Annotated in this window: 19 protein-coding genes; 7 read left to right on the top strand and 12 right to left on the bottom strand. The window is 73.1% G+C overall.

All coding sequences use genetic code 11. The features are described 5' to 3' along the window. Positions 1 to 36 precede the first annotated feature (36 nt). Complete coding sequence (locus tag ACOOHC_RS13875; protein WP_420451001.1) at positions 37 to 672, top strand: TIGR03085 family metal-binding protein; 636 nt, start codon at positions 37 to 39, stop codon at positions 670 to 672. On the opposite strand, the gene ACOOHC_RS13870 is transcribed toward ACOOHC_RS13875, so the two are convergent. The 5 genes from ACOOHC_RS13870 to ACOOHC_RS13850 form a co-directional block, all read right to left on the bottom strand. Then, positions 673 to 1,584 carry an MBL fold metallo-hydrolase gene (locus ACOOHC_RS13870; RefSeq protein WP_420451000.1) on the bottom strand — a complete coding sequence of 304 codons (912 nt, stop codon included), beginning with the start codon at positions 1,582 to 1,584 and terminating at the stop codon, positions 673 to 675. A gap of 63 nt (positions 1,585 to 1,647) precedes the next feature. Next, on the bottom strand, positions 1,648 to 2,061 hold the full coding sequence (msrB, locus tag ACOOHC_RS13865) for a peptide-methionine (R)-S-oxide reductase MsrB (RefSeq protein ID WP_420450999.1): 414 nt from the start codon (positions 2,059 to 2,061) through the stop codon (positions 1,648 to 1,650). Between the two features lie 146 nt (positions 2,062 to 2,207). Next, positions 2,208 to 2,627: a nuclear transport factor 2 family protein gene (locus ACOOHC_RS13860; RefSeq protein ID WP_420450998.1), complete on the bottom strand. Its 420-nt coding sequence runs from the start codon at positions 2,625 to 2,627 to the stop codon at positions 2,208 to 2,210. Positions 2,628 to 2,736: 109 nt separating this feature from the next. Further along, complete coding sequence (gene surE / locus ACOOHC_RS13855; protein WP_420450997.1) at positions 2,737 to 3,576, bottom strand: 5'/3'-nucleotidase SurE; 840 nt, start codon at positions 3,574 to 3,576, stop codon at positions 2,737 to 2,739. A gap of 85 nt (positions 3,577 to 3,661) precedes the next feature. After that, a complete protein-coding gene (locus ACOOHC_RS13850) occupies positions 3,662 to 4,426 on the bottom strand; it encodes a maleylpyruvate isomerase N-terminal domain-containing protein (RefSeq protein ID WP_420450996.1) in 765 nt (254 codons plus the stop codon). A gap of 23 nt (positions 4,427 to 4,449) precedes the next feature. Here ACOOHC_RS13850 and ACOOHC_RS13845 point away from each other — a divergent pair, with 23 nt between their 5' ends. After that, entirely contained in the window at positions 4,450 to 5,094 is a 645-nt protein-coding gene (locus ACOOHC_RS13845; protein ID WP_420450995.1) for a NifU family protein, read from the top strand. On the opposite strand, the gene ACOOHC_RS13840 is transcribed toward ACOOHC_RS13845, so the two are convergent. Beyond that, the gene (locus ACOOHC_RS13840) at positions 5,085 to 5,354 is read right to left on the bottom strand and encodes a DUF2277 domain-containing protein (RefSeq protein WP_420450994.1); all 270 of its coding nucleotides are present in this window, start codon (positions 5,352 to 5,354) and stop codon (positions 5,085 to 5,087) included. The genes ACOOHC_RS13845 and ACOOHC_RS13840 overlap by 10 nt on opposite strands. Beyond that, entirely contained in the window at positions 5,354 to 5,695 is a 342-nt protein-coding gene (locus tag ACOOHC_RS13835; protein WP_420450993.1) for a GNAT family N-acetyltransferase, read from the bottom strand. Before ACOOHC_RS13835 ends, ACOOHC_RS13840 begins: the two co-directional genes overlap by 1 nt. A 37-nt stretch (positions 5,696 to 5,732) precedes the next feature. On the opposite strand from ACOOHC_RS13835, the gene ACOOHC_RS13830 reads away from it, so the two are divergent. Continuing rightward, positions 5,733 to 6,686, top strand: a complete 954-nt coding sequence (locus tag ACOOHC_RS13830; protein ID WP_420450992.1) for a cation diffusion facilitator family transporter — start codon at positions 5,733 to 5,735, stop codon at positions 6,684 to 6,686. Positions 6,687 to 6,743: 57 nt separating this feature from the next. Here the strand turns inward: ACOOHC_RS13830 and ACOOHC_RS13825 are convergent, their stop codons facing one another. Further along, positions 6,744 to 7,913 (bottom strand): trans-sulfuration enzyme family protein, encoded by a 1,170-nt coding sequence (locus tag ACOOHC_RS13825; protein ID WP_420450991.1) that lies wholly within the window; start codon positions 7,911 to 7,913, stop codon positions 6,744 to 6,746. Between the two features lie 69 nt (positions 7,914 to 7,982). Here ACOOHC_RS13825 and ACOOHC_RS13820 point away from each other — a divergent pair, with 69 nt between their 5' ends. Continuing rightward, the gene (locus ACOOHC_RS13820; RefSeq protein WP_420450990.1) at positions 7,983 to 9,464 is read left to right on the top strand and encodes a protein adenylyltransferase SelO; all 1,482 of its coding nucleotides are present in this window, start codon (positions 7,983 to 7,985) and stop codon (positions 9,462 to 9,464) included. Positions 9,465 to 9,550: 86 nt separating this feature from the next. Next, positions 9,551 to 10,732, top strand: coding sequence for a zinc-dependent alcohol dehydrogenase (locus ACOOHC_RS13815; protein WP_420450989.1), 1,182 nt, complete (start codon positions 9,551 to 9,553; stop codon positions 10,730 to 10,732). A 54-nt stretch (positions 10,733 to 10,786) separates the two neighbouring features. Here the strand turns inward: ACOOHC_RS13815 and ACOOHC_RS13810 are convergent, their stop codons facing one another. Further along, entirely contained in the window at positions 10,787 to 11,635 is an 849-nt protein-coding gene (locus ACOOHC_RS13810) for an inositol monophosphatase family protein (protein ID WP_420450988.1), read from the bottom strand. Position 11,636: 1 nt separating this feature from the next. Then, positions 11,637 to 12,473, bottom strand: coding sequence for an enoyl-CoA hydratase/isomerase family protein (locus tag ACOOHC_RS13805; RefSeq protein ID WP_420450987.1), 837 nt, complete (start codon positions 12,471 to 12,473; stop codon positions 11,637 to 11,639). A 72-nt stretch (positions 12,474 to 12,545) separates the two neighbouring features. Here ACOOHC_RS13805 and ACOOHC_RS13800 point away from each other — a divergent pair, with 72 nt between their 5' ends. Both ACOOHC_RS13800 and ACOOHC_RS13795 read left to right on the top strand, forming a co-directional pair. Then, the gene (locus tag ACOOHC_RS13800; RefSeq protein ID WP_420450986.1) at positions 12,546 to 12,701 is read left to right on the top strand and encodes a hypothetical protein; all 156 of its coding nucleotides are present in this window, start codon (positions 12,546 to 12,548) and stop codon (positions 12,699 to 12,701) included. Between the two features lie 243 nt (positions 12,702 to 12,944). Next, positions 12,945 to 13,676 carry an SDR family oxidoreductase gene (locus ACOOHC_RS13795; RefSeq protein ID WP_420450985.1) on the top strand — a complete coding sequence of 244 codons (732 nt, stop codon included), beginning with the start codon at positions 12,945 to 12,947 and terminating at the stop codon, positions 13,674 to 13,676. 1,222 nt (positions 13,677 to 14,898) lie between these two features. On the opposite strand, the gene ACOOHC_RS13790 is transcribed toward ACOOHC_RS13795, so the two are convergent. Both ACOOHC_RS13790 and ACOOHC_RS13785 read right to left on the bottom strand, forming a co-directional pair. Then, positions 14,899 to 17,118 carry a hypothetical protein gene (locus tag ACOOHC_RS13790; RefSeq protein WP_420450984.1) on the bottom strand — a complete coding sequence of 740 codons (2,220 nt, stop codon included), beginning with the start codon at positions 17,116 to 17,118 and terminating at the stop codon, positions 14,899 to 14,901. Next, positions 17,115 to 18,284, bottom strand: a complete 1,170-nt coding sequence (locus ACOOHC_RS13785; RefSeq protein WP_420450983.1) for a phosphatase PAP2 family protein — start codon at positions 18,282 to 18,284, stop codon at positions 17,115 to 17,117. The genes ACOOHC_RS13790 and ACOOHC_RS13785 overlap by 4 nt, the downstream gene beginning before the upstream one ends. Positions 18,285 to 18,328 lie beyond the last annotated feature (44 nt).

Here is an 18,328-nt window from a genome sequence, read left to right as displayed (position 1 = left end):
GCCCGTCGGGGCCGAACCGACGGGTACCGTCGCCCCATGACGACACCAGCGACCATCGAGCGCCGACGCTTCGCAGACGAGCTCCTCGCCGCCGGGCCCGACGCGCCCACGCTGTGCGAGGGGTGGACGACCCGCGACCTCGCCGCCCACGTGGTGCTGCGCGAGACGCGCCCCGACGCCGCGGTCGGGGTCGTGGCGCCCTTCTTGTCCGGCTACACCGACAAGGTGCAGCAGCGCATCGCGCGCGACGACTACGACGAGCTGGTCGAGTCGGTGCGCACCGGGCCCCCGGCCTGGTCTCCGACGCGCATCGAGCGGATCGACCGGGCGGTGAACACCGCGGAGTTCTTCGTCCACCTCGAGGACGTCCGCCGTGGCGGGGACGACTGGTCGCCGCGTGCCCTGGACACCAGCCTCCAGGCCGACATCCACGCCTCTCTGTCGCGCGTCGCCAAGCTGCTCACGCGCCGTTCGCCGGTCGGGGTGGTGCTCGAGCCCGACGACGGCCACGCGCCGATCGTGGCGAAGCGCGGTGAGCCGACCGTCCACGTCCGCGGCGGCGTGGGTGAGCTGATGCTGTTCGTCTACGGGCGCGCCGACCAGGCGGCCGTCGAGCTCGACGGCACCGACGACGCGGTCGCGCGCCTGCGCTCCGCGTCGTTCGGGTTCTGATCAGCCGGCGCGGTAGCGGCCGGGGTCGACCTCGGCCGCCTCGCCGCGCCGGATCATCCGTGCGACGTGCATCTCGGCGCTGCGGCGCTCGACGGAGTCGACGAACGCCATCTCGACGTGGGGCCGGTAGATGAAGCGGTGCTCGACCATCTCGTCGATCGTGCGGGGCTCGGCGAGGAAGTCGAGCATCTCGCCGTGCCGGCGCCCGATGACGGAGTGGAACGCGTCGAGGAGCTCGACGAACCGCTCGCGGCCGTCGATCACGCCCTTGTGGTGGAACGTCACGTAGTGCTCGGCGTCCTCGTCGCGGACGCGCACCAGGCTGTCCTCGAAGTCGTCGAGGTCGCTCCACACGTCGCCGTAGTACGGCCCGAAGCCGGTGAGGTCGATGTCGGAGAGGAAGAACACCTCGCCGATCCGGAACCCCGAGTGGCCACGGGTGTGGCCCGGGAGGTGGACCGCCTCGATGCGCGCTCCGCCGAGGTCGAAGACGTGGCCGTCGGAGAAGCCCGTGGCATCGGGGCGAGGTGCGTAGTGGAACTCCTCGACCACGGTCTGCTCGAAGTCGCTCCGGGCCTCGCCGGTGAGGCCGTAGACCTCCATCAGCCCGTCGAGCGAGGTGACGCCGGGGAGGTCCTCGTGGTGGACGTGGACGCGGGCGTCGCCGAACAGGGAGTTCCCGGCGACGTGGTCCTCGTGGCTGTGGCTGTTGATCACCGCGTCGACCGGTGCCGGCACCCCGCCGCGCGCGACGACGTCGATCGAGGGGTCGATGACCACGGTCTCGGCCGATCCGCGCACGAGGAGCGTGTTGCCCGACGGGTAGCCGCCCCGCTCGGCTCCGCCGAGCACGCTCACCGACGCGCTCAGCCGGCGCTCGTCGTCACCCCAGTCGACCGTCTGCGCACCCACACGCCAGACCCTACGCGCAGCGCGGGCGCGGGCGCGGTCCGGCCGTGATGGCCGCCGTGGCGGTCAGGTGCCGGAGGGGGTCTCGCCGGGCTTGAGGTCGAGCGACGCCGAGTTCATGCAGAAGCGGTCGCCGGTCGGGCGCGGACCGTCGGGGAACACGTGGCCGAGGTGGGCTCCGCAGTTCGCGCACGTCGCCTCGGTGCGCACCATGCCGAGGGAGCGGTCCTCGTGCAGCGACACCTTCGCCGGGTCGAGCGCTTCGGTGAAGGACGGCCATCCCGAGCCGGAGTCGTACTTCGCCTCCGAGGAGAACAGCTCCTCGTCGCACACGATGCAGTGGTAGACGCCGGGCTCCTTGGTGTCGTGGTAGACGCCGGAGAACGCCCGTTCCGTCCCGGCGTTCTGCGTGACCTGGTACTGGAGGTCGGTGAGGCGCTGCTTGAGCTCGTCGTCGGTGGGGATCCGGGTGTCAGCCATGACCACAGGCTGCCCGCTCGACGGCCCGACCACACCCGGTCGGCGGGGCGGCCCGGCCGACGCGGACGAGCCGATCCGGGTTCGCGGGAGCCGGATCGACGCGACACCGTGGAGGCCGGGCGCGAGCGCAGCGCTCGCTCGGGCGGTCAGTCGAGGGGGCGCCCATCGAGCTCGACCTCGGCGCCGATCTGGCGGAGGAAGGTCAACGAGTCCCAGGTGTCGACCCGTCGGGTCACGAGCCCCTCGTGGACGGTGAGCCACATCACCCCTGGGATCTCGATCGGGGTGAGGTCGTAGATCGCGATGAACCGGTACAGCACCACGAGGTCGGTGCCCGACTCGCGGTGGTGCTCGACGAGGTCCTCGATCTGGTAGCGCCGGTCGGCGAAGGCGCTGAGGAAGTGGGGCAGCCGTCGTCGGTACTCCTCGCGACCGATGCAGTCCGACCCGAGCTCGCTGCGGTGCTCGTTGCGGAAGGCGTCGGCGACGTGGGACGCGATCGCGTCCGGGTCGTTCGCGGTGAACGACTCGAGGAAACCCGTCGCCACCTCGATCGCGGTCCGCATCCGCGACGACGCTAAGCGCTCACCGTCGCCCGTCGCGCATCATCGACCGACGTCACGCACCGGGGTGCGCTGCGCGCGGCGTGGCGGTGCGTCGTCGGGCGTCGAGCGCTCACGTCCCGTCGAGGAGGCGGTCGAGGGCGTCGTGGGTGCGCTCGACGTCGTCGCGCTCCTCGTGCTCGAGTCGCGAGAGGTAGGTCAGCGCGACCCAACCGTCCTCGACGAGCCCCGCGTCCGTGGCCGGGTCGACGTCGATCTTGTCGCCCCACGACATCTCCACCCCGTACACCCCGTGACGCCCCTCGATCGCGACCAGCTCGGCCGAGGCCATCGCCCGTGGCGGGCTCTGGCCGACCGGAGCGTGGCGCCACCCCTCGAGCTCCCCGATCGGTCGATCGGGGACGTTGAGGTTCACCACGATCACCTCGTCGGGCATGTCGTCGACGAGCGACTGGACGACCGCCCGGGCGACCTCGGCGGCGGTCTCCCACCGCAGACCGGCGACGAGGTCGTCCCACGCCTGCCCCTCGACGCTGAAGCCGTGGACCGCCTGGCTCACGGCGACCCCGGAGACGTGGCCGTTGCGGCCGGTGAGCGCCGCGCCGATCGTGCCGGAGTGGTACACCGACCGACCCACGTTCGCCCCCGGGTTGATCCCGGACACGACGAGGTCGAACGGGTCGCCGAACGCGCCCAGGCGGGCGAACATCACGCACAACCCCGGCGGGCCGTCGACGGTCCAGGTCTCGGCGTCGCAGTCGGGGATGCTCGAGCGGGTCACCACCGGCTCGATCAGGTGCAGCGCGCCCAACGAAGCGCCCGCCCCGGAGAACTCCCGGTCGGGTGCGACGACGACGATCTCGTGGTCGCCCTCGAGGGTGCACATCGAGCGGACCAGGACGTGCAGCCCGATCGAGTCGATGCCGTCGTCGTTGGTCACCAGGATGCGCATGCCACGCATCCTGGCAGGGTCGCCGAGCGCGGCGACGTCCACGTGACCGATCCGACACGCCGTCGCGGGCGGCCGGCGGTGGCGCTCACCAACCGGGGAGGTCGAGCCACGCCGACGCCGCGGTCGGGTCGCCCGCCACGTCGAGCACGCCACGATCGCGCCGGCCCATCAGCACCAGCAGCAGGTCGGAGGCGCAGCCCCGCAGGGCGCAGTCGCCGCGCCGGTGGGCCTCCTCGACCCGGAGGACGCCGTCCTCGGAGCTCACGAACCACTCGCCGGCGCCGTCGGGGAGGGCGTCGTCGGTGCAGTGGACGTGCATCGACGCCGACGGCGCCTCCGTGCCGGAGCGATCGAGCACCCGGGGAAGACCGAGCTCGAAGTACTCCGCGATCCCGACGACCGCGACGGACGGCTCCAGATCGGACGCCCCGGCGGTGGCGACCTCGGTGTCCCAGCGGTGCATCGCCGTCTCGACCATCTGGCGGCGCGGCCAGAAGGCGATGGTCTGCGCGTACGGGAACGGGTGCCACGACGGGTCCTGCGGGGAGGCCGCGCGCAGCGCGTCGCACAGCAGGCCGGACCCGAGCCGCAGCCACGCGCCGAGCTCCTCGGCGGGCGCATCGCGCTCCGGTCGGTGGATCGCGCCCGACTCGGGCGGGCCGGCGGTGCGCACCGCCTCGGTCGCCCAGCGGTGGATCGTCCCGACGTGGACGGCGAGCTCGCGCACGTCCCATCCCGGGCAGGCGGCGACCGGTGCGCGCAGGTCCCCGGTCGTCACGGACGCGGCGATCCGGGAGGTGTCGTCCTCGATCCGCCCCAACGTGGCGTCGACGTCCAGCAGGTCGTTCATCGTGGCGACGGTAACCTGGCCCCATGAGCCCTCTCGAAGCCATGGCGGCCGACTCCGGGTCCTCCGCGTCCAGCGAGCCGATCATCACGATCACCCCCGAGGCGATCGAGCAGATGATCGAGATGCGCGACGACGAGGTCGACGGAGATCAGCTCGGGTTGCGACTCGCGATCGCGTCCCAGGCGGGCGAGGACTTCCGCTACGACCTGTCCTTCGAGGAGTTCCTCAAGGCGGCGTTCACCGACGAGGTCCGCACGCACGACGGGATGAAGGTGATCATCCCGGGCGACGACGTCGAGCTGCTCACCGGGGCGACCCTCGACCACACCTCGACGCAGGGGCTCGTCATCCGCAACCCGAACAAGCCGGCCGCCCCGAACGTCGAGGGACTCGTCGCCGACGACGAGCTCTCGGCCGAGATCGAGGCGCTGGTCTCCGGTGAGGTCAACCCCGCGCTCGCCGCGCACGGCGGGTTCGTCACCTACGTCGGCCACGACGGCGAGGGGACGGCCTACATGACGATGGGCGGCGGCTGCCACGGCTGCTCGATGAGCAAGATGACGATGCTCGACGGGGTGCAGACGATGCTCTCCGACGCCCTCGAGGGCATCGAGCGGGTGAAGGACCTCACCGACCACTCCACCGGCTCGAACCCGTTCTACTCCTGAGCCGACGCGGCGTCGCGGCGGGCGATGCGCCGCGGCGGGGGCTCCGTCGGCGGCGGGATCCGTCGGGGCGGGAGCTCGGAGAGGACCCGTGCGGAGATCGCCGCGATCTCGGCCACGGCTCGTTCGACGGCCTCGGAGGTCGCCGCCGACGTGGTTCGGACGCCGGTGATCTTGCGCACGTACTGGAGCGCTCCCGCCTCGATCTCCTCGGTGGACGCGGGTGGCTCCAGGCCGCGCAGCGTGGTGATGTTCCGGCACATCAGCCGGCGAGCAGATCCTGGGTCTCGGGATGATCGCGCACGTAGGAGGCGGCGAACGGGCACCGCGGCACGATCGTGCGACCTCGGTCGCGCAGGTCGTCGAGCAGGCCGGCCATCAGCGTCGCGGCGTAGCCCCGGCCCCGGTGGGCGGGGTCCGTCTCGACGTGGGGGACCGTGACGACGGAGCCGTCGATCGAGTAGTCGGCGAGCCCGACGCGCTCGCCGTCGAGGCGCAGCTCGTAGCGCGAGGCGTCCGGGACGTCGACGACGGTCAGCGCGCCGCCGCCCCCGTCGTGGTCCGTCGCGGGCTCGGGTCGGTCGGTTCGATCGGGTGCTGCCATGGTGCCGAAGCTACCGGGCCCGCTACCGTCGTTCTCAATGGATGAGAACGCAGTCGCTCGATCCGAGTCGACGCACGAGCACGGTCCCGGGCACCCGCACGGGCACTCGCACGCCCACGGCGGTGCCCGGCTGGGACTGGCGGCGGCCGCGAACTCGCTGTTCGCCGTCGTGCAGATCGTCGTCGGGCTCGCGATCGGCTCGGTCGTGGTGCTCGCCGACGCCGCCCACCAGGCCGTCGACGCGCTCGGCCTGATCACCGCGTTCGTCGCCGTGCGCGTCGCGCGCCGCCCGGCGACCTCGGACTGGTCGTACGGGCTCGGCAAGGCCGACGCCCTCGGCGGTCTGGTGTCCGCGCTGCTGCTCGTCGGTTCGGTCGTGTGGATCCTCGTGGAATCGGTCCGCCGCCTCGTCGCGCCCGAGGCGGTCGACGGTGCGGGCGTCGTCGTGATCGGCGTGATCGCGATCGCGGTCAACGCGGCGGGGGTGCTGCTCGTCGGGCACGGTCACGGCGAGGAGGCGATCTCGCTGCGCGCCGCGCGCCTGCACCTGCTCACCGACCTGGCCGGATCGGTCGTGGTGGTCGTCGCCGGGATCGCGCTCGTCTCGACGGACGCCTCGTGGATCGATCCGGTGGCGTCGATCGTGGTCTCGGTCGCGGTGCTCTGGTCGACGTGGCGACTCGTGAGCTCGGCGGTGGGGGTGCTGCTCGATCGTTCGCCGGGCGGGGTGGAGGCGAGCGACCTCGCCGTCGCCCTCGGCGAGCACGCCGACGTCGACGTCGCCCACCACGTCCACGTCCGATCCCTCGGGGCGGGTCGCCACAGCGCGTCGGCCCACGTCGTGGTCCACGGCGCGACGACGGTCCACCGCTCGCAGCAGATCGTCGACGAGCTCGGGGCGCTCGTCGGAGAGCGCTTCGGGATCGAGCACGTCACGCTGCAGGTCGAGTGCGAGCACCACTGCGACGACGACGCCCTCGACCACCGCTGAGGCACCCGGCGTCGTCCGGTGCCGCGCACCGGAGGGGACGGCGCCGGTCCGGACGGTTCAGCGGGGTGGGAGGGCGCGCTCGAGGTCGGCGAGGAGGTCGGTCGTCTCCTCGAGGCCGACCGACATCCGCACCAGCCCGGGGGTGATCCCCATCGCCGCCCGGTCGCTCTCGTCGAGCGAGGCGTGGGTCGACGATGCCGGGTGGCACAGCAGCGTCTCGGGCCCGCCGAGGGACGTCGCGACACGGCACAGCTCGACCCGGTCGAGGAGATCGACCACCGCGTCACGGTCGCCGAGGTCGAGCGCGAGCACCGTCCCGTACTGCAGGAGCTGCCGACTCGCCAGCTCGTGCTGCGGGTGGTCGCTCAGACCCGGGTAGTGCACCGTGCCGACCGACGGGTGATCGCCCAGCGCGACGGCGATCGATCGCGCCGAGTCGTTCTGCTGGCGGGTGCGCACCCCGAGGGTCCGCACGCCGCGCAGGGCGTTGAGCGCGTCGAACGGCGACGGGGTCGCGCCGTGCAGCACCCCGTAGGCCCACAGGTCGGCGAGCAGGTCGGCGTCGCCCGAGACGACCCCGAGCGTCGCGTCGTTGTGCCCGGCGATCCCCTTCGTCGCCGAGTGCAGCGAGAGGTCGACGCCGTGGTCGAGGGGGCGCTGCCCGAGCGGGGTGGCGAAGGTCGCGTCGACCACCGTGAACGGACCGCGGATCGAACCCAGCTCGTCGAGGTCGGCCAGCTCGAGCAGGGGGTTGGACGGGCTCTCGGCGATCACGAGCATCGTGCGACCGGGCCGGACGGCCTCGGCGAACGCGCCGGGGGTGGCGACGTCGACGAGCGTCGTCTCGATCCCGAGCCGGGCGCACGGACCGTGGAGGAAGGCGAGGGTGCCGGCGTAGAGCTGGCGCTGGGCGACGACGTGGCTCCCCGCCGAGCAGAGCGCCAGCACCGTCGTGGCGATCGCACCCATCCCGGAGGCGAACGCCAGCGACTCCTCAGCGCCCTCGAGCGCGGCGATCGCCTCCTCGAACGACCGCACCGTCGGGTTGCAGTACCGGCTGTAGAAGTCCCCGTGGCGGACCGAGGTCGCGCGCCGGTGAGCGTCGTCGAGCGACTCCGACTCCCAGGTGCTCGACGCCCACAGCGCCGGGGCCAGCGCGCGGCCCGACGCCGCCCGGCCCGCCGTGATCGCGCTCGTGGCCGGTGACGGAGCCGGGTCGCTGGACATGGCGAGCAAGATACCCCGGGCGATCCGTCCCCGCCGGGGGTCCGCTCCCGTGCGGGTACCGTCGTGAGCATGGTCGACGTCGCCACCGCGCTGCCCCGCTTCGACAACTCGTTCACCCGCGAGCTGGAGGGCCTCTTCAAGCGCTGGCGCGCCGTGGGGGCCTCCGAGCCGCGGCTGCTCGAGCTCAACGAGGGCCTGGCGCGCGACCTCGGCGCCGATCCGGCGGCGTTGCGCTCGCCGGAGGGTGTCGACGTCCTCGTCGGGAACGCGACGCCCGACGGAGCCGATCCGGTCGCCCAGGCCTACGCGGGCCACCAGTTCGGCGGTTTCTCACCCCGCCTCGGCGACGGGCGCGCCCTGCTCGTCGGCGAGATCGTCGCCGCCGAGGGCCGGCGCGTCGATCTCCACCTGAAGGGGACGGGTCGCACCCCGTTCGCCCGCGGCGGCGACGGCCTCGCCCCGGTCGGGCCGATGCTGCGCGAGTACGTGATGTGCGAGGCGATGCACGCCCTCGGCATCCCCACCACCCGCGCCCTGGCCGTGGTGGCGACGGGTGATCGCGTGGTGCGCGAGACCGAGCTGGAGGGGGCGGTCCTGGCCCGGGTGGCGTCGAGCCACCTGCGCGTCGGCACGTTCCAGTACGCGGCGACCCTCGGCGAGCCGACGCTGCTGGCGGCCCTCGTCGACCACGCCATCGCACGGCACCACCCCGCCGCGGCGGACGAGCGCAACCCGCCGCTCGCGCTGTTCGACGCCGTGGCCGAGGCGCAGGCGTCGCTCGTCGCACGGTGGATGGCGGTCGGCTTCGTCCACGGCGTGATGAACACCGACAACACCACCATCTCCGGCGAGACGATCGACTACGGCCCGTGCGCGTTCATGGACGCCCACGACCCGGCGACGGTCTTCAGCTCGATCGACCACGGCGGTCGCTACGCCTACGGCAACCAGCCGGCGATCGTGCGCTGGAACCTGGCTCGCCTCGCCGAGGCGATGCTCGGCGTGATCGACGACGACCAGGAGCGCGCGGTCGCGACGCTGACCGAGCGCCTCGACCGCTTCGGTGATCGGTACCGCGAGCACTGGGTCGGGCGGATGTCGGCCAAGCTCGGGCTCGCGGGGATCCCCGACGACGCGGCTCTGCTCGACGACCTGGTCGCGCTGCTCGCCGACCAGCGGGTGGACCACACCTCGTTCTTCCGCTCGCTGTCGACCCACGTGCGCGGCGACGCCGACCCCACGCTCGCGCTGCTCGACGACCCCCTCCCGTTCGAGCGCTGGGTTCGGCGGTGGGACGAGGCGCGCGAGCAGGACGCACGCGACGACGTCGCCGTGGCGGCGGCGATGGACCAGGTCAACCCCGTCTACGTGCCCCGCAACCACCTCGTGGAGGAGGCGCTCACCGCCGGGGTCGCGGGCGATCTCGCGCCGTTCCGTCAGCTGAACGAGGTGCTCGCTCGCCCGTTCTCCGAGCGACCCGGCCTCGAGCGGTTCGCCCGACCGGCCCCCGACGGCTTCACCGCCGGCTACCGCACGTTCTGCGGCACCTGACGGCGAGCGCGGGGACGCCCGTCGCGGGCGATCCGAATCACGACGGGCGTCCCCGGGTACAGCGCAGGCATGGAGACGAACGAACGATGAGAGCGGTCACCTGGCACGGGAAGCGGGACGTGCGCGTCGACACGGTCGAGGACCCCCGGATCGAGGAGCCGACGGATGCGATCATCCGCGTCACGTCGAGCGGCCTGTGCGGGTCGGACCTGCACCTGATCGAGGTGCTGATGGCGTTCATGAACGAAGGTGACGTGCTCGGGCACGAGCCGATGGGGATCGTCGAGGAGGTCGGGCCGGGCGTCACCGGGCTCGCCGTGGGCGATCGCGTGGTGGTCCCGTTCCAGATCGCGTGCGGGTCGTGCTTCATGTGCGACCTCGATCTGCAGACCCAGTGCGAGACGACGCAGAACACCGAGCACGGCACGGGTGCCGACCTGTTCGGCTACTCCGAGCTGTACGGCAGCGTCGCCGGCGGCCAGGCCGAGTACGTGCGGGTCCCCCAGGCCCACTACGGGCCGATCAAGGTTCCCCAAGGACCCCCCGACGACCGGTTCCTGTTCCTGTCCGACGTGCTGCCCACCGCCTGGCAGTCGGTGGTGTACGCCGACGTGCCGCCGGGAGGGACCCTCGCGGTGCTCGGCCTCGGTCCGATCGGCGAGATGGCCACGCGGGTGGCGCAGCACCAGGGCGTCGAGCGGGTGATCGGCGTCGATCTCGTCGACGACCGACTGCGGCGCGCTGCGTCGCACGGCGTCGAGACGCTCGACGTCCGCGACCACGCCGACGTCGGCGCCGCCCTGCGCGAGATGACCGCGGGGCGCGGCGCCGACGCGGTGATCGACGCCGTCGGCATGGAGGCCCACGGGTCGCCGGTGGCCACCATCGCCCACAAGGCGATGTCGTACCTCCCCGATTCCCTCGGCCAGAAGCTGATGACCACGATGGGGGTGGACCGCCTCGCCGCCCTCCACGCCGCGATCGACGGGGTCCGACGCGGCGGGACGGTGTCGGTGATCGGCGTCTACGGCGGAGCAGCCGATCCGATGCCGATGATGACGATGTTCGACAAGCAGATCCAGTTGCGGATGGGTCAGGCGAACGTGAAGCGCTGGGCCGACGACATCCTCCCCCTGCTGAGCGACGACGACCCCCTCGGCGTCGACGACTTCGCGACCCACCACGTCCCCCTGTCGCAGGCGCCCGACGCGTACCGCAGCTTCCAGGCCAAGGACGACGGGATGTTCAAGACCGTCTTCGTCCCCTGATCGTGGCCCGTCGGTCGTCGGCCGCCCGGCCCGGACCGCCGGAGATCGCAGGTGTCACGACAGCAGGTCGATCACCTCGTCGTGGAGCAGGCCGTTCGAGCTGACGGCGGTGTCGTGGAGGTGGGTCGCCTCGCCGCGTCGGTCGCTGAACCGGCCCCCGGCCGCCTCGACGACCGGCTGCACGGCGGCGAGGTCGTACGGCGCGACGCCGACCGCGTCGACCGCGACGTCGAGCGCCCCCTCCGCCACCAGGGCGTGCTGCCAGAAGTCGCCGAACCCGCGCGACCGGCGAGCCCGCTGCTGGAGCTCGACGAGGCGCTCCGTGCGCCCGAGCGCGTCCCAGCCGGGGGAGTGGGTGACGCTCACCTGCGCCTCGGCCACGTCGGCCACCTCGGAGACGGCGATCGACCGGGTCGTGCCACGCCGTCGGACGTGGGCACCGAGGCCGACCCCTCCCCACCACCGGGTGCCGAGCGCGGGGGCCGAGATCACCCCGAGCACGGCCACGTCGTCACGGGTGAGCCCGATCAGTGTCGCCCACACGGGGATGCCGCGCACGTACCCCGACGTCCCGTCGATCGGGTCGACGAGCCAGCGCCAACGCGAGCCCGCCTCGCCCGCGTCGCCGTGCTCCTCTCCGAAGACCGCGTGGCGCGGCCGCCGTGCGACGAGGGCCTCCACGATCGCGCGCTCGCTCGCCCGATCGACCTCGGTGACCTCGGTCGCGTTCGCCTTCCAGTCGAGCGAGAAGTCCCGGTCGTCGAAGCGCGCCAGGGTGATCGCGTCCGCGATGTCGGCGACCCTCAGCGCCACCTCCAGGTCGTCGCCGAGGTCACCGGGATCGTCGAGACCACCGGGATCGGAGCCCCCGGCGCCCCCGGGTGGTCGGTGCGCGCCCGACACGTCAGGACGGCGCGTCGGGGGAGAAGTCCGGTGCCCGCTTCTCCCGCAGCGCCGCCAGCCCCTCGGCGGCGTCGGGGCCGAGGAAGTTGAGCATCTCGTAGGCGAGCGACGCCTCGAAGTTCGGCAGCGCCTGGCGGAGCCAGTGGTTCAGGGCGCGCTTGGTGAGCCGGGTGGCGTCGACGGGGCCGGCCGCGAGCTTGCGCGCGACCTCCATCGCCGTGGGCAGCACCTCGTCGCTCGGCACCGCCTTCGAGACGAGCCCGATCCGCTCGGCCTCGGCGCCGTCGAGGGAGTCCGCGGTGAGCAGGTAGTACTTCGCCTTGGCCATGCCGCACAGCAGCGGCCAGATCGCGACGGCGTGATCGCCGCCGGCGACCCCGAGGCGGATGTGGCCGTCGGTGATCCGGACGTCCTCGCCGATCACGCTCACGTCGGCCATCAGCGCGACGGCGAGCCCGGCGCCGACCGCCACCCCGTTGATCGCGGACACGATCGGGGTGTCGCAGTCGATCATCGTCCGCACGATGTCGCCCGCCTCCTTCATCACCCGCATCGTCTGCGCGTGGTCCCCGACCTGCTCGGCGATCCAGGCGAGGTCGCCGCCGGCGGAGAACGCACGACCGGCGCCGGTGACGACGACCGCGCGCACGGAGTCGTCGTCCTCGATCGTCCGGAACACACGGGACAGCTGGAGGTGCATCGCCGCATCGGTCGCGTTCATCCGCTCCGGGTCGTCGAGGGTGATCAGCAGCACCCCGCCGTCGACTCCGTCCGGTCGCGCGAACGAGAGCCGGTCGTAGGCGGCGTAGAGGTCGTTCACGTCGGTTCCCGGGGCCACGTCGGCCGACCCTACTGACGCATCGGAGATCCGCTGCGATCCGCCACGTCGCCACGCCGTGAGCGCCGCGCCGTGGTTTGGACGCGCGCAGCGTGGGAACGGTCGCAGGGTCGCCCCCACTCGGGGGGCGCCACCACAGAAAGGCTGCTCATGGGCTACGGCATCGGAGGGATCCTCATCCTCATCCTCGTCATCCTGGCGATCATCTACTTCGCCAAGCGGGTCTGACATCGCGCACGTGCGCCGGCTCCGGCCGCCGTCCGTGCGCCATGCGTGATCACGGAGACCTCTCCGAACCTCGACCCCGACGGGATCCCACGGGAGCCCGAGTCGAGATCACGGCGGAACCGACGAGACCGACGCCCCGAACGGGAGCGTCGGGTGCTGCACCCCATCGGGCGACCGATGGGGTGCTGTCGCGCTCGGGTCCCGCCACGTCGCCGCAGGCGTCGCGGACCTACGCTGACCACCATGGATCTGGGCATCGTCGGACGTCGAGCCGCTGTCGCCGCCGGGTCGTCCGGTCTCGGCCTGGGCGCTGCGTCCACCCTCGCCGCCGAGGGCGCACGAGTCGCGATCTGCGGTCGCGACGCCGAACGGCTCGAGCGGGCCGTGGCCTCGTGCGAGCACGAGCTGGTGCCGCTCGTGTGCGACGTGTCCACACCCGACGGGGCGACATCGTTCGTGGCGGCCGCGACCGAGGCGCTCGGCGGTCCGATCGACGTCCTCGTCCCGAACGCCGGGGGGCCGCCGCCCGGCGGGTTCTCCTCGACGCCGGTCGACGCCTACGGCCCGGCGATCGACCTGAACCTGATGTCGGTCGTCGCGATGTGCCGGGAGGCCGTGCCCTCGATGCGCGAGCGCGGGTGGGGTCGCGTCGTCGCGATCACCTCGCTCTCGGTCCGCCAGCCGATCCCGAACCTCATCCTGTCGAACACGGCGCGCGCCGGGGTCACCGCGTTCCTCAAGACCCTCGCGCTCGAGACCGCCGAGGACGGCGTCACGGTCAACACGGTCCAGCCGGGTCTGCACGACACCCCGCGCCTCGACGACCTCTACTCGCACGAGGAGAGGTCGTCGCTGCGGATGGGCGACGCCGGCGACTTCGGCTCCGTGGTCGCGTTCCTGTGCTCCGAGCAGGCGCGGTTCGTGACCGGGGTCCAGCTCCACGTCGACGGGGGCGCGTACTCCGGGCTCCTCTGAGCCGACACCGCCGCGGGGCGGCGCGGGATCGGGCGCTCGTGGCTCGCGCCGAGGGCGCGCCAGGGGCGAGACCCCGCAGGTGGGGACGGGGCGTAGGCTTCGCCGCATGTCCGACCGGTCGGCGCGCTCGGACGTCGTCGCCTCCCGCCTCCTGCTCCCGGCGGTGCTGCTCACGAGCGCCGCCCTCGCGGTGGCGGTGCACCGCACCGGTCACTCGACCGGAGACGACTTCGCGCTCTACCTGCGCCAGGCGCGCAGCGTGCTCGACGGCGACATCGACACCGTGATCGCGGACAACCGCTTCGCCGTCGTCAACTCCGGCCCGCTGTTCAGCCCGATCGGCTACCCGTGGGGCTGGCCGTTGCTGCTCGCGCCGTTCGTGCGCCTGTGGGGCCTCGACTACGACCGGCTGAAGCTGCTCGAGGTCGCCCTGTACTGCACGTGGCTGGCCCTCCTGCACGGAGTGGTCCGGCGGCGCATCGGACGGGCGGCCGCCCTCGGTGCGGTCGCGGTGCTGGCCACGGCGCCGAGCTACCTGATCCACACCAACCACCTGCTCAGCGAGATCCCCCACCTCGCCGCCCTGGGGACCTTCCTCTGGTGGCTCGACCGCATCCGGGCGGGCCGGGGGATCCTCGACGCCCCCACCGCCGAGCTGATCGCGCTCGGGCTGCTGGCGACCGCGGTGTTCAACGTCCGCCGCGAGGGGATGGCGCTCGTCGGGGTGATCGCGGCGGCGCAGCTCGTCGAGCTCGCGACGACCGGCGTCGACCGGCCCGGGTGGCGCCGGAGGCTGGGCGACGGCCTCGCCAGGGAGCGACGTCGGTGGCGCCGGTGGATCGTCCCGCACCTGTCGTTCGTCGTCGGGGTGGTCGTGTTCCAGCTCCTCGTGCCGACCGCGCTGCTCCCCGACAACGACAACAGCGTCACCAACCTCGACGACCGGATGTCGGAGTTCCCGATGATCCTGAGCGATCAGCTCGGCCTCGGCCAGCGCGCCCCGGTCGGCCTGGGGCTGCTCGCCCTCGCGGTGGTCGGTGCGGTGGCGGGGATCCGCCGGCGCCCGCGGGCGGACGTGCCGCTCCTGGCGCTCGCGGTCTTCAGCTCGATGGTCGTCTCGACCCACTTCCGGCGCGTCGACCGGTACTGGTTCCAGGTGACACCGATCGTGCTGTACTTCGCGGCGGCCGGCGTCGTCGCGATCGTCGCCGCCGTGGCCGCGTCACGCCCGCCCGCGGTGCGCGTCGCGCTGGGGGTCGCCCCGCTCGCCCTGCTGGCGGCGGCCCACGTCCCCACGCTGGTCGACGAGGTCGACGACGTCCGCAGCTCCGAGGCGGCCGGGCGCGTCCTGGTCGGGCCGGCCGACCCCCGGGTCGCGCCGATCTACGAGGCGGTCAGCTCGCTCACCGCACCCGACGCGATCGTCGCGCACCACAAGGCGCGCACGATGCTGCTGCTGACCGACCGCCGGTCGCTCCAGACGAGCCTGATCGACGAGATCGCCGTGCGCGCCGACTACTTCGCCCAGCGCCGTCGGCCGTGGGGGTCGCAGCCGGAGGTCTCCGAGGCGATGGAGGCCGGCTTCGTCGAGGTGTGGTCGGATCCGACCTGGATCCTGTGGAGGATCGAGGACGACTGACCGAGCGGCGCCTCGACGCCGCCAGAGGACCGGTCGTCGCACCTCGCCCCGCCACACGATCGTCGCTCCCGACCGGGCGAGGGCGGCATCGTCGGCGGGAGCGAACACCAGGCTCGACGACGCGATCGTCGCGGGATCCGTCACCAGGGTGAACTCCGAGCGGGGGAGGTACATCTGGTACAGCATGAGGGCGTCGGTCGAGTCGCTCCCCGCGGGGAGGAGGTAGTCGACGTCGGCTCCGTCGCTCAGCACGCCGTCGCCGAGCGCCGCGACCGAGCTCAGGTCACCGCGGTCGGGCCACTCCCGGTCGAGGATCGCCCCGGTGCGCATCCCGCCGACGAGGAGGGCCGCCGCCGCGACGGCACCGAGCAGCACCCGACCGACCACCGCGCGATCGCCTCGGCGCGTCGCGCTCCACGCCGTGGCGAGCACGACGGCGCCCACCAGGCCGGCGGTGATCGTGACCCGAGCGACGTCGATGCGCGGTTCCGGGCCGAGCATCGGCTGGAGCCCGAGGATCATCGGCTCGAGACCGTCGTCCACGCCGAGCGGTCCCGATCGGGTGGCGGCGAGGACGACGGCGAGCCCCGCGGTCGTCGCCGCGACGGTCGCGGCGCGCGCCGCCGCGGCGGCGGCCGGCCGAGCGGCGACGAGGGACGCCAGGCCGACCACCAGGACGGGTCCGATCACGGCGTCGACGTAGCGCCCGTACACCACCTGGTCCGGACGCGTCCTGCCGGCCATGAACACCATCGACACCACGACCGGCGCCGCGGTGGCGAGCAGCACGAGGCGCGCGTCGCGCGCACGTCGAGGGCCGTGCGGTCGCCTCGTGGCGCATCGGTCGCCGTCCGAGCGGGACGCCCCCGACGGCACCGAGCGCAGCAGGGTCCACGCACCGAGGCCGACGATCCCGGCCGACGAGACGAGGAGGTACCAGGTCTGGCCCGCGGCCGACACGAGGACCGCCCCGACGTCGGTCGATCTCCCGAGGACCGCTCCGGCCGTGTTCGTGCTGGTCGGGTCGTCCCACACCCGCTCGACGACGGCGCCCGTCGCGGCCTGCACCACCACGATCCCGACGAGGGTCGCGACCGCGCCGGCGGCGAGCCCCGCTCGGGCCTCGTGACGTCGCAGCGCCAGCACCACGAGGGTGGCGACGACGACGCCCGCCACCGGGAGCATCCGGCTGTGGGCGGCGAACGACGCCACGGCCGCGGCACCGCACGCCGCCGCCCGCCACCCGGTCGCGACGTCGCCGACTCGCAGCAGCGTGAGGACCGTGAGGAGGAACGCGACGACCACGAGCGACTCCGACCACACGAACTCGGTGACGAAGAGCGATCCGGCGGTCAGGGACGCGACGGTGGCGGCGACGGCCGAACCGATGTCGTCGAGGGGGGTCAGGCGACGAGCGATCACGGCGAGCAGGACCGTCGCCACGGCGCCGAGCACGGCGTTGAGGGCGAGGGCGACGTGGAGGACCGTGACCGGGTCATCGGTCACCCGATGGATCGGTGAGAGGAGCAGGGCGTAGGCCGGTCGCCACGTGCTGTGGTCGTGCATCGTCCAGCGCACCCCGCCGCCGAGGGCGCGCGCCATCGCGAGCTGGGCGGGCTCGTCGGGCCACAGCGCGTACTCGTCGCGCCCCCGCGACACGGCGAGCCGCACGGCCGCCACCGCGATCCCCGCCACGAGCAGCGGGGTCGGCCGCGCCCGCGCCACGCTGCCCGCGCCGTCGTCGGCGGCCGCGGTCGCGTCGGAGCCGGTCGGGTGCGGACGCTCGACGGCGGGGACGGTCACGGTCGGGCGTTCGCGCGATCCGTCGAGGTCGAGGACGCCGCCTCGTGGACGTCGAGGTCCCGCTCGGTGGAGCCGCGGTCCGCTCCGACGCCGCTCGACGCCCCGACCGCGACGTGCTCGGGCACGTCGCGGTGGCCGGCGTCGCCCGCGCTCTCGGTGCCGCGCCGCTCGATCCACCGCCACAGCGCGAAGCTGGCGCCCACGGCGCCCCACCCGGCGAGCGCGTCGATCAGGTAGTGCTCCGCGAAGTACATCAGCGCCACCGCCATCGTCGCCGGGTAGGCGAGCAGCGACCAGCGGAGCCAGCGACGACCGATGAACGGCCAGAAGAAGACGACGACGAACAGGGCGTACGCCGAGTGCAGCGAGGGCACGGCGGCGACCTCGTTCGCCCAGTCGCGCCCGGTGTCCCACGCCTCGACGAAGCCGTCGAGCCCGATGTGGCGCCACCCGCTGCCGGTCGGGCGACGCAGCGTCGGCAGCGCGTCGAAGCGGTACCCCGAGCTGTTGTCGCCTCCCGCTGCCATCCACGGCGGCGCGGTGGGGAGGAGGACGAACGTGAGGCAGGCGATGAAGATCACCGTCGCGAACCGACGCATGTACCGCACCCACTCGTCGCGGTTCCGCCACCACAGCAGGCCGAGGACCAGGGGCGGGACGACGAAGTGGGAGTAGTACACGCACGAGCCGACCACGTCGTACCACCGCACCGTGCCGGCGGGAGCCAGGAAGCGGCGTTGCAGCTCGACCACCCCGTCGTGGCCGAGCAGCAGGAAGCGGTCGATGTCGCGCACCGACTCGACCTGCACCGGAATCCCCAGACCGTCCGCGACGCCGCGGCTCTCGTCGTAGGCGATCCACATCGCGACGAACAGCGCGAGGTCGCCGGCGCTGCGCGCCCACTCGCGTGGCGGCCGCCCCACGCTCGCGACACCCAGGAAGAGCGCGAACGACAGGAGGACCGAGATCCGGTCGATGATGATCCCGAACTCGAGGAACCACCACACGTACCCCACGCCGTAGAGCGCGACCAGGGTGCGTCGCACGTTCGCCCACGACACGTCGAGCGCGCGCAGCGCGACGGCGATCGCGCCGACCACCGCGGAGGACACGAGGGCGAACCACAGCACCCGCCAGAGCCCACCCGTCGCCAGCCCCAGCACCATCGCGGCGACGATACTTCCCGTTCGTCGGGCGCCCGCCTCACGCT

Origin of the sequence: Ilumatobacter sp., assembly GCF_965215205.1 — a bacterium.
Taxonomy (GTDB): Bacteria; Actinomycetota; Acidimicrobiia; order Acidimicrobiales; family Ilumatobacteraceae; genus Ilumatobacter_A.
The sequence above is the reverse complement of the archived record's forward strand: the minus strand, read 5'-3'. Positions and strand labels throughout refer to the sequence as shown.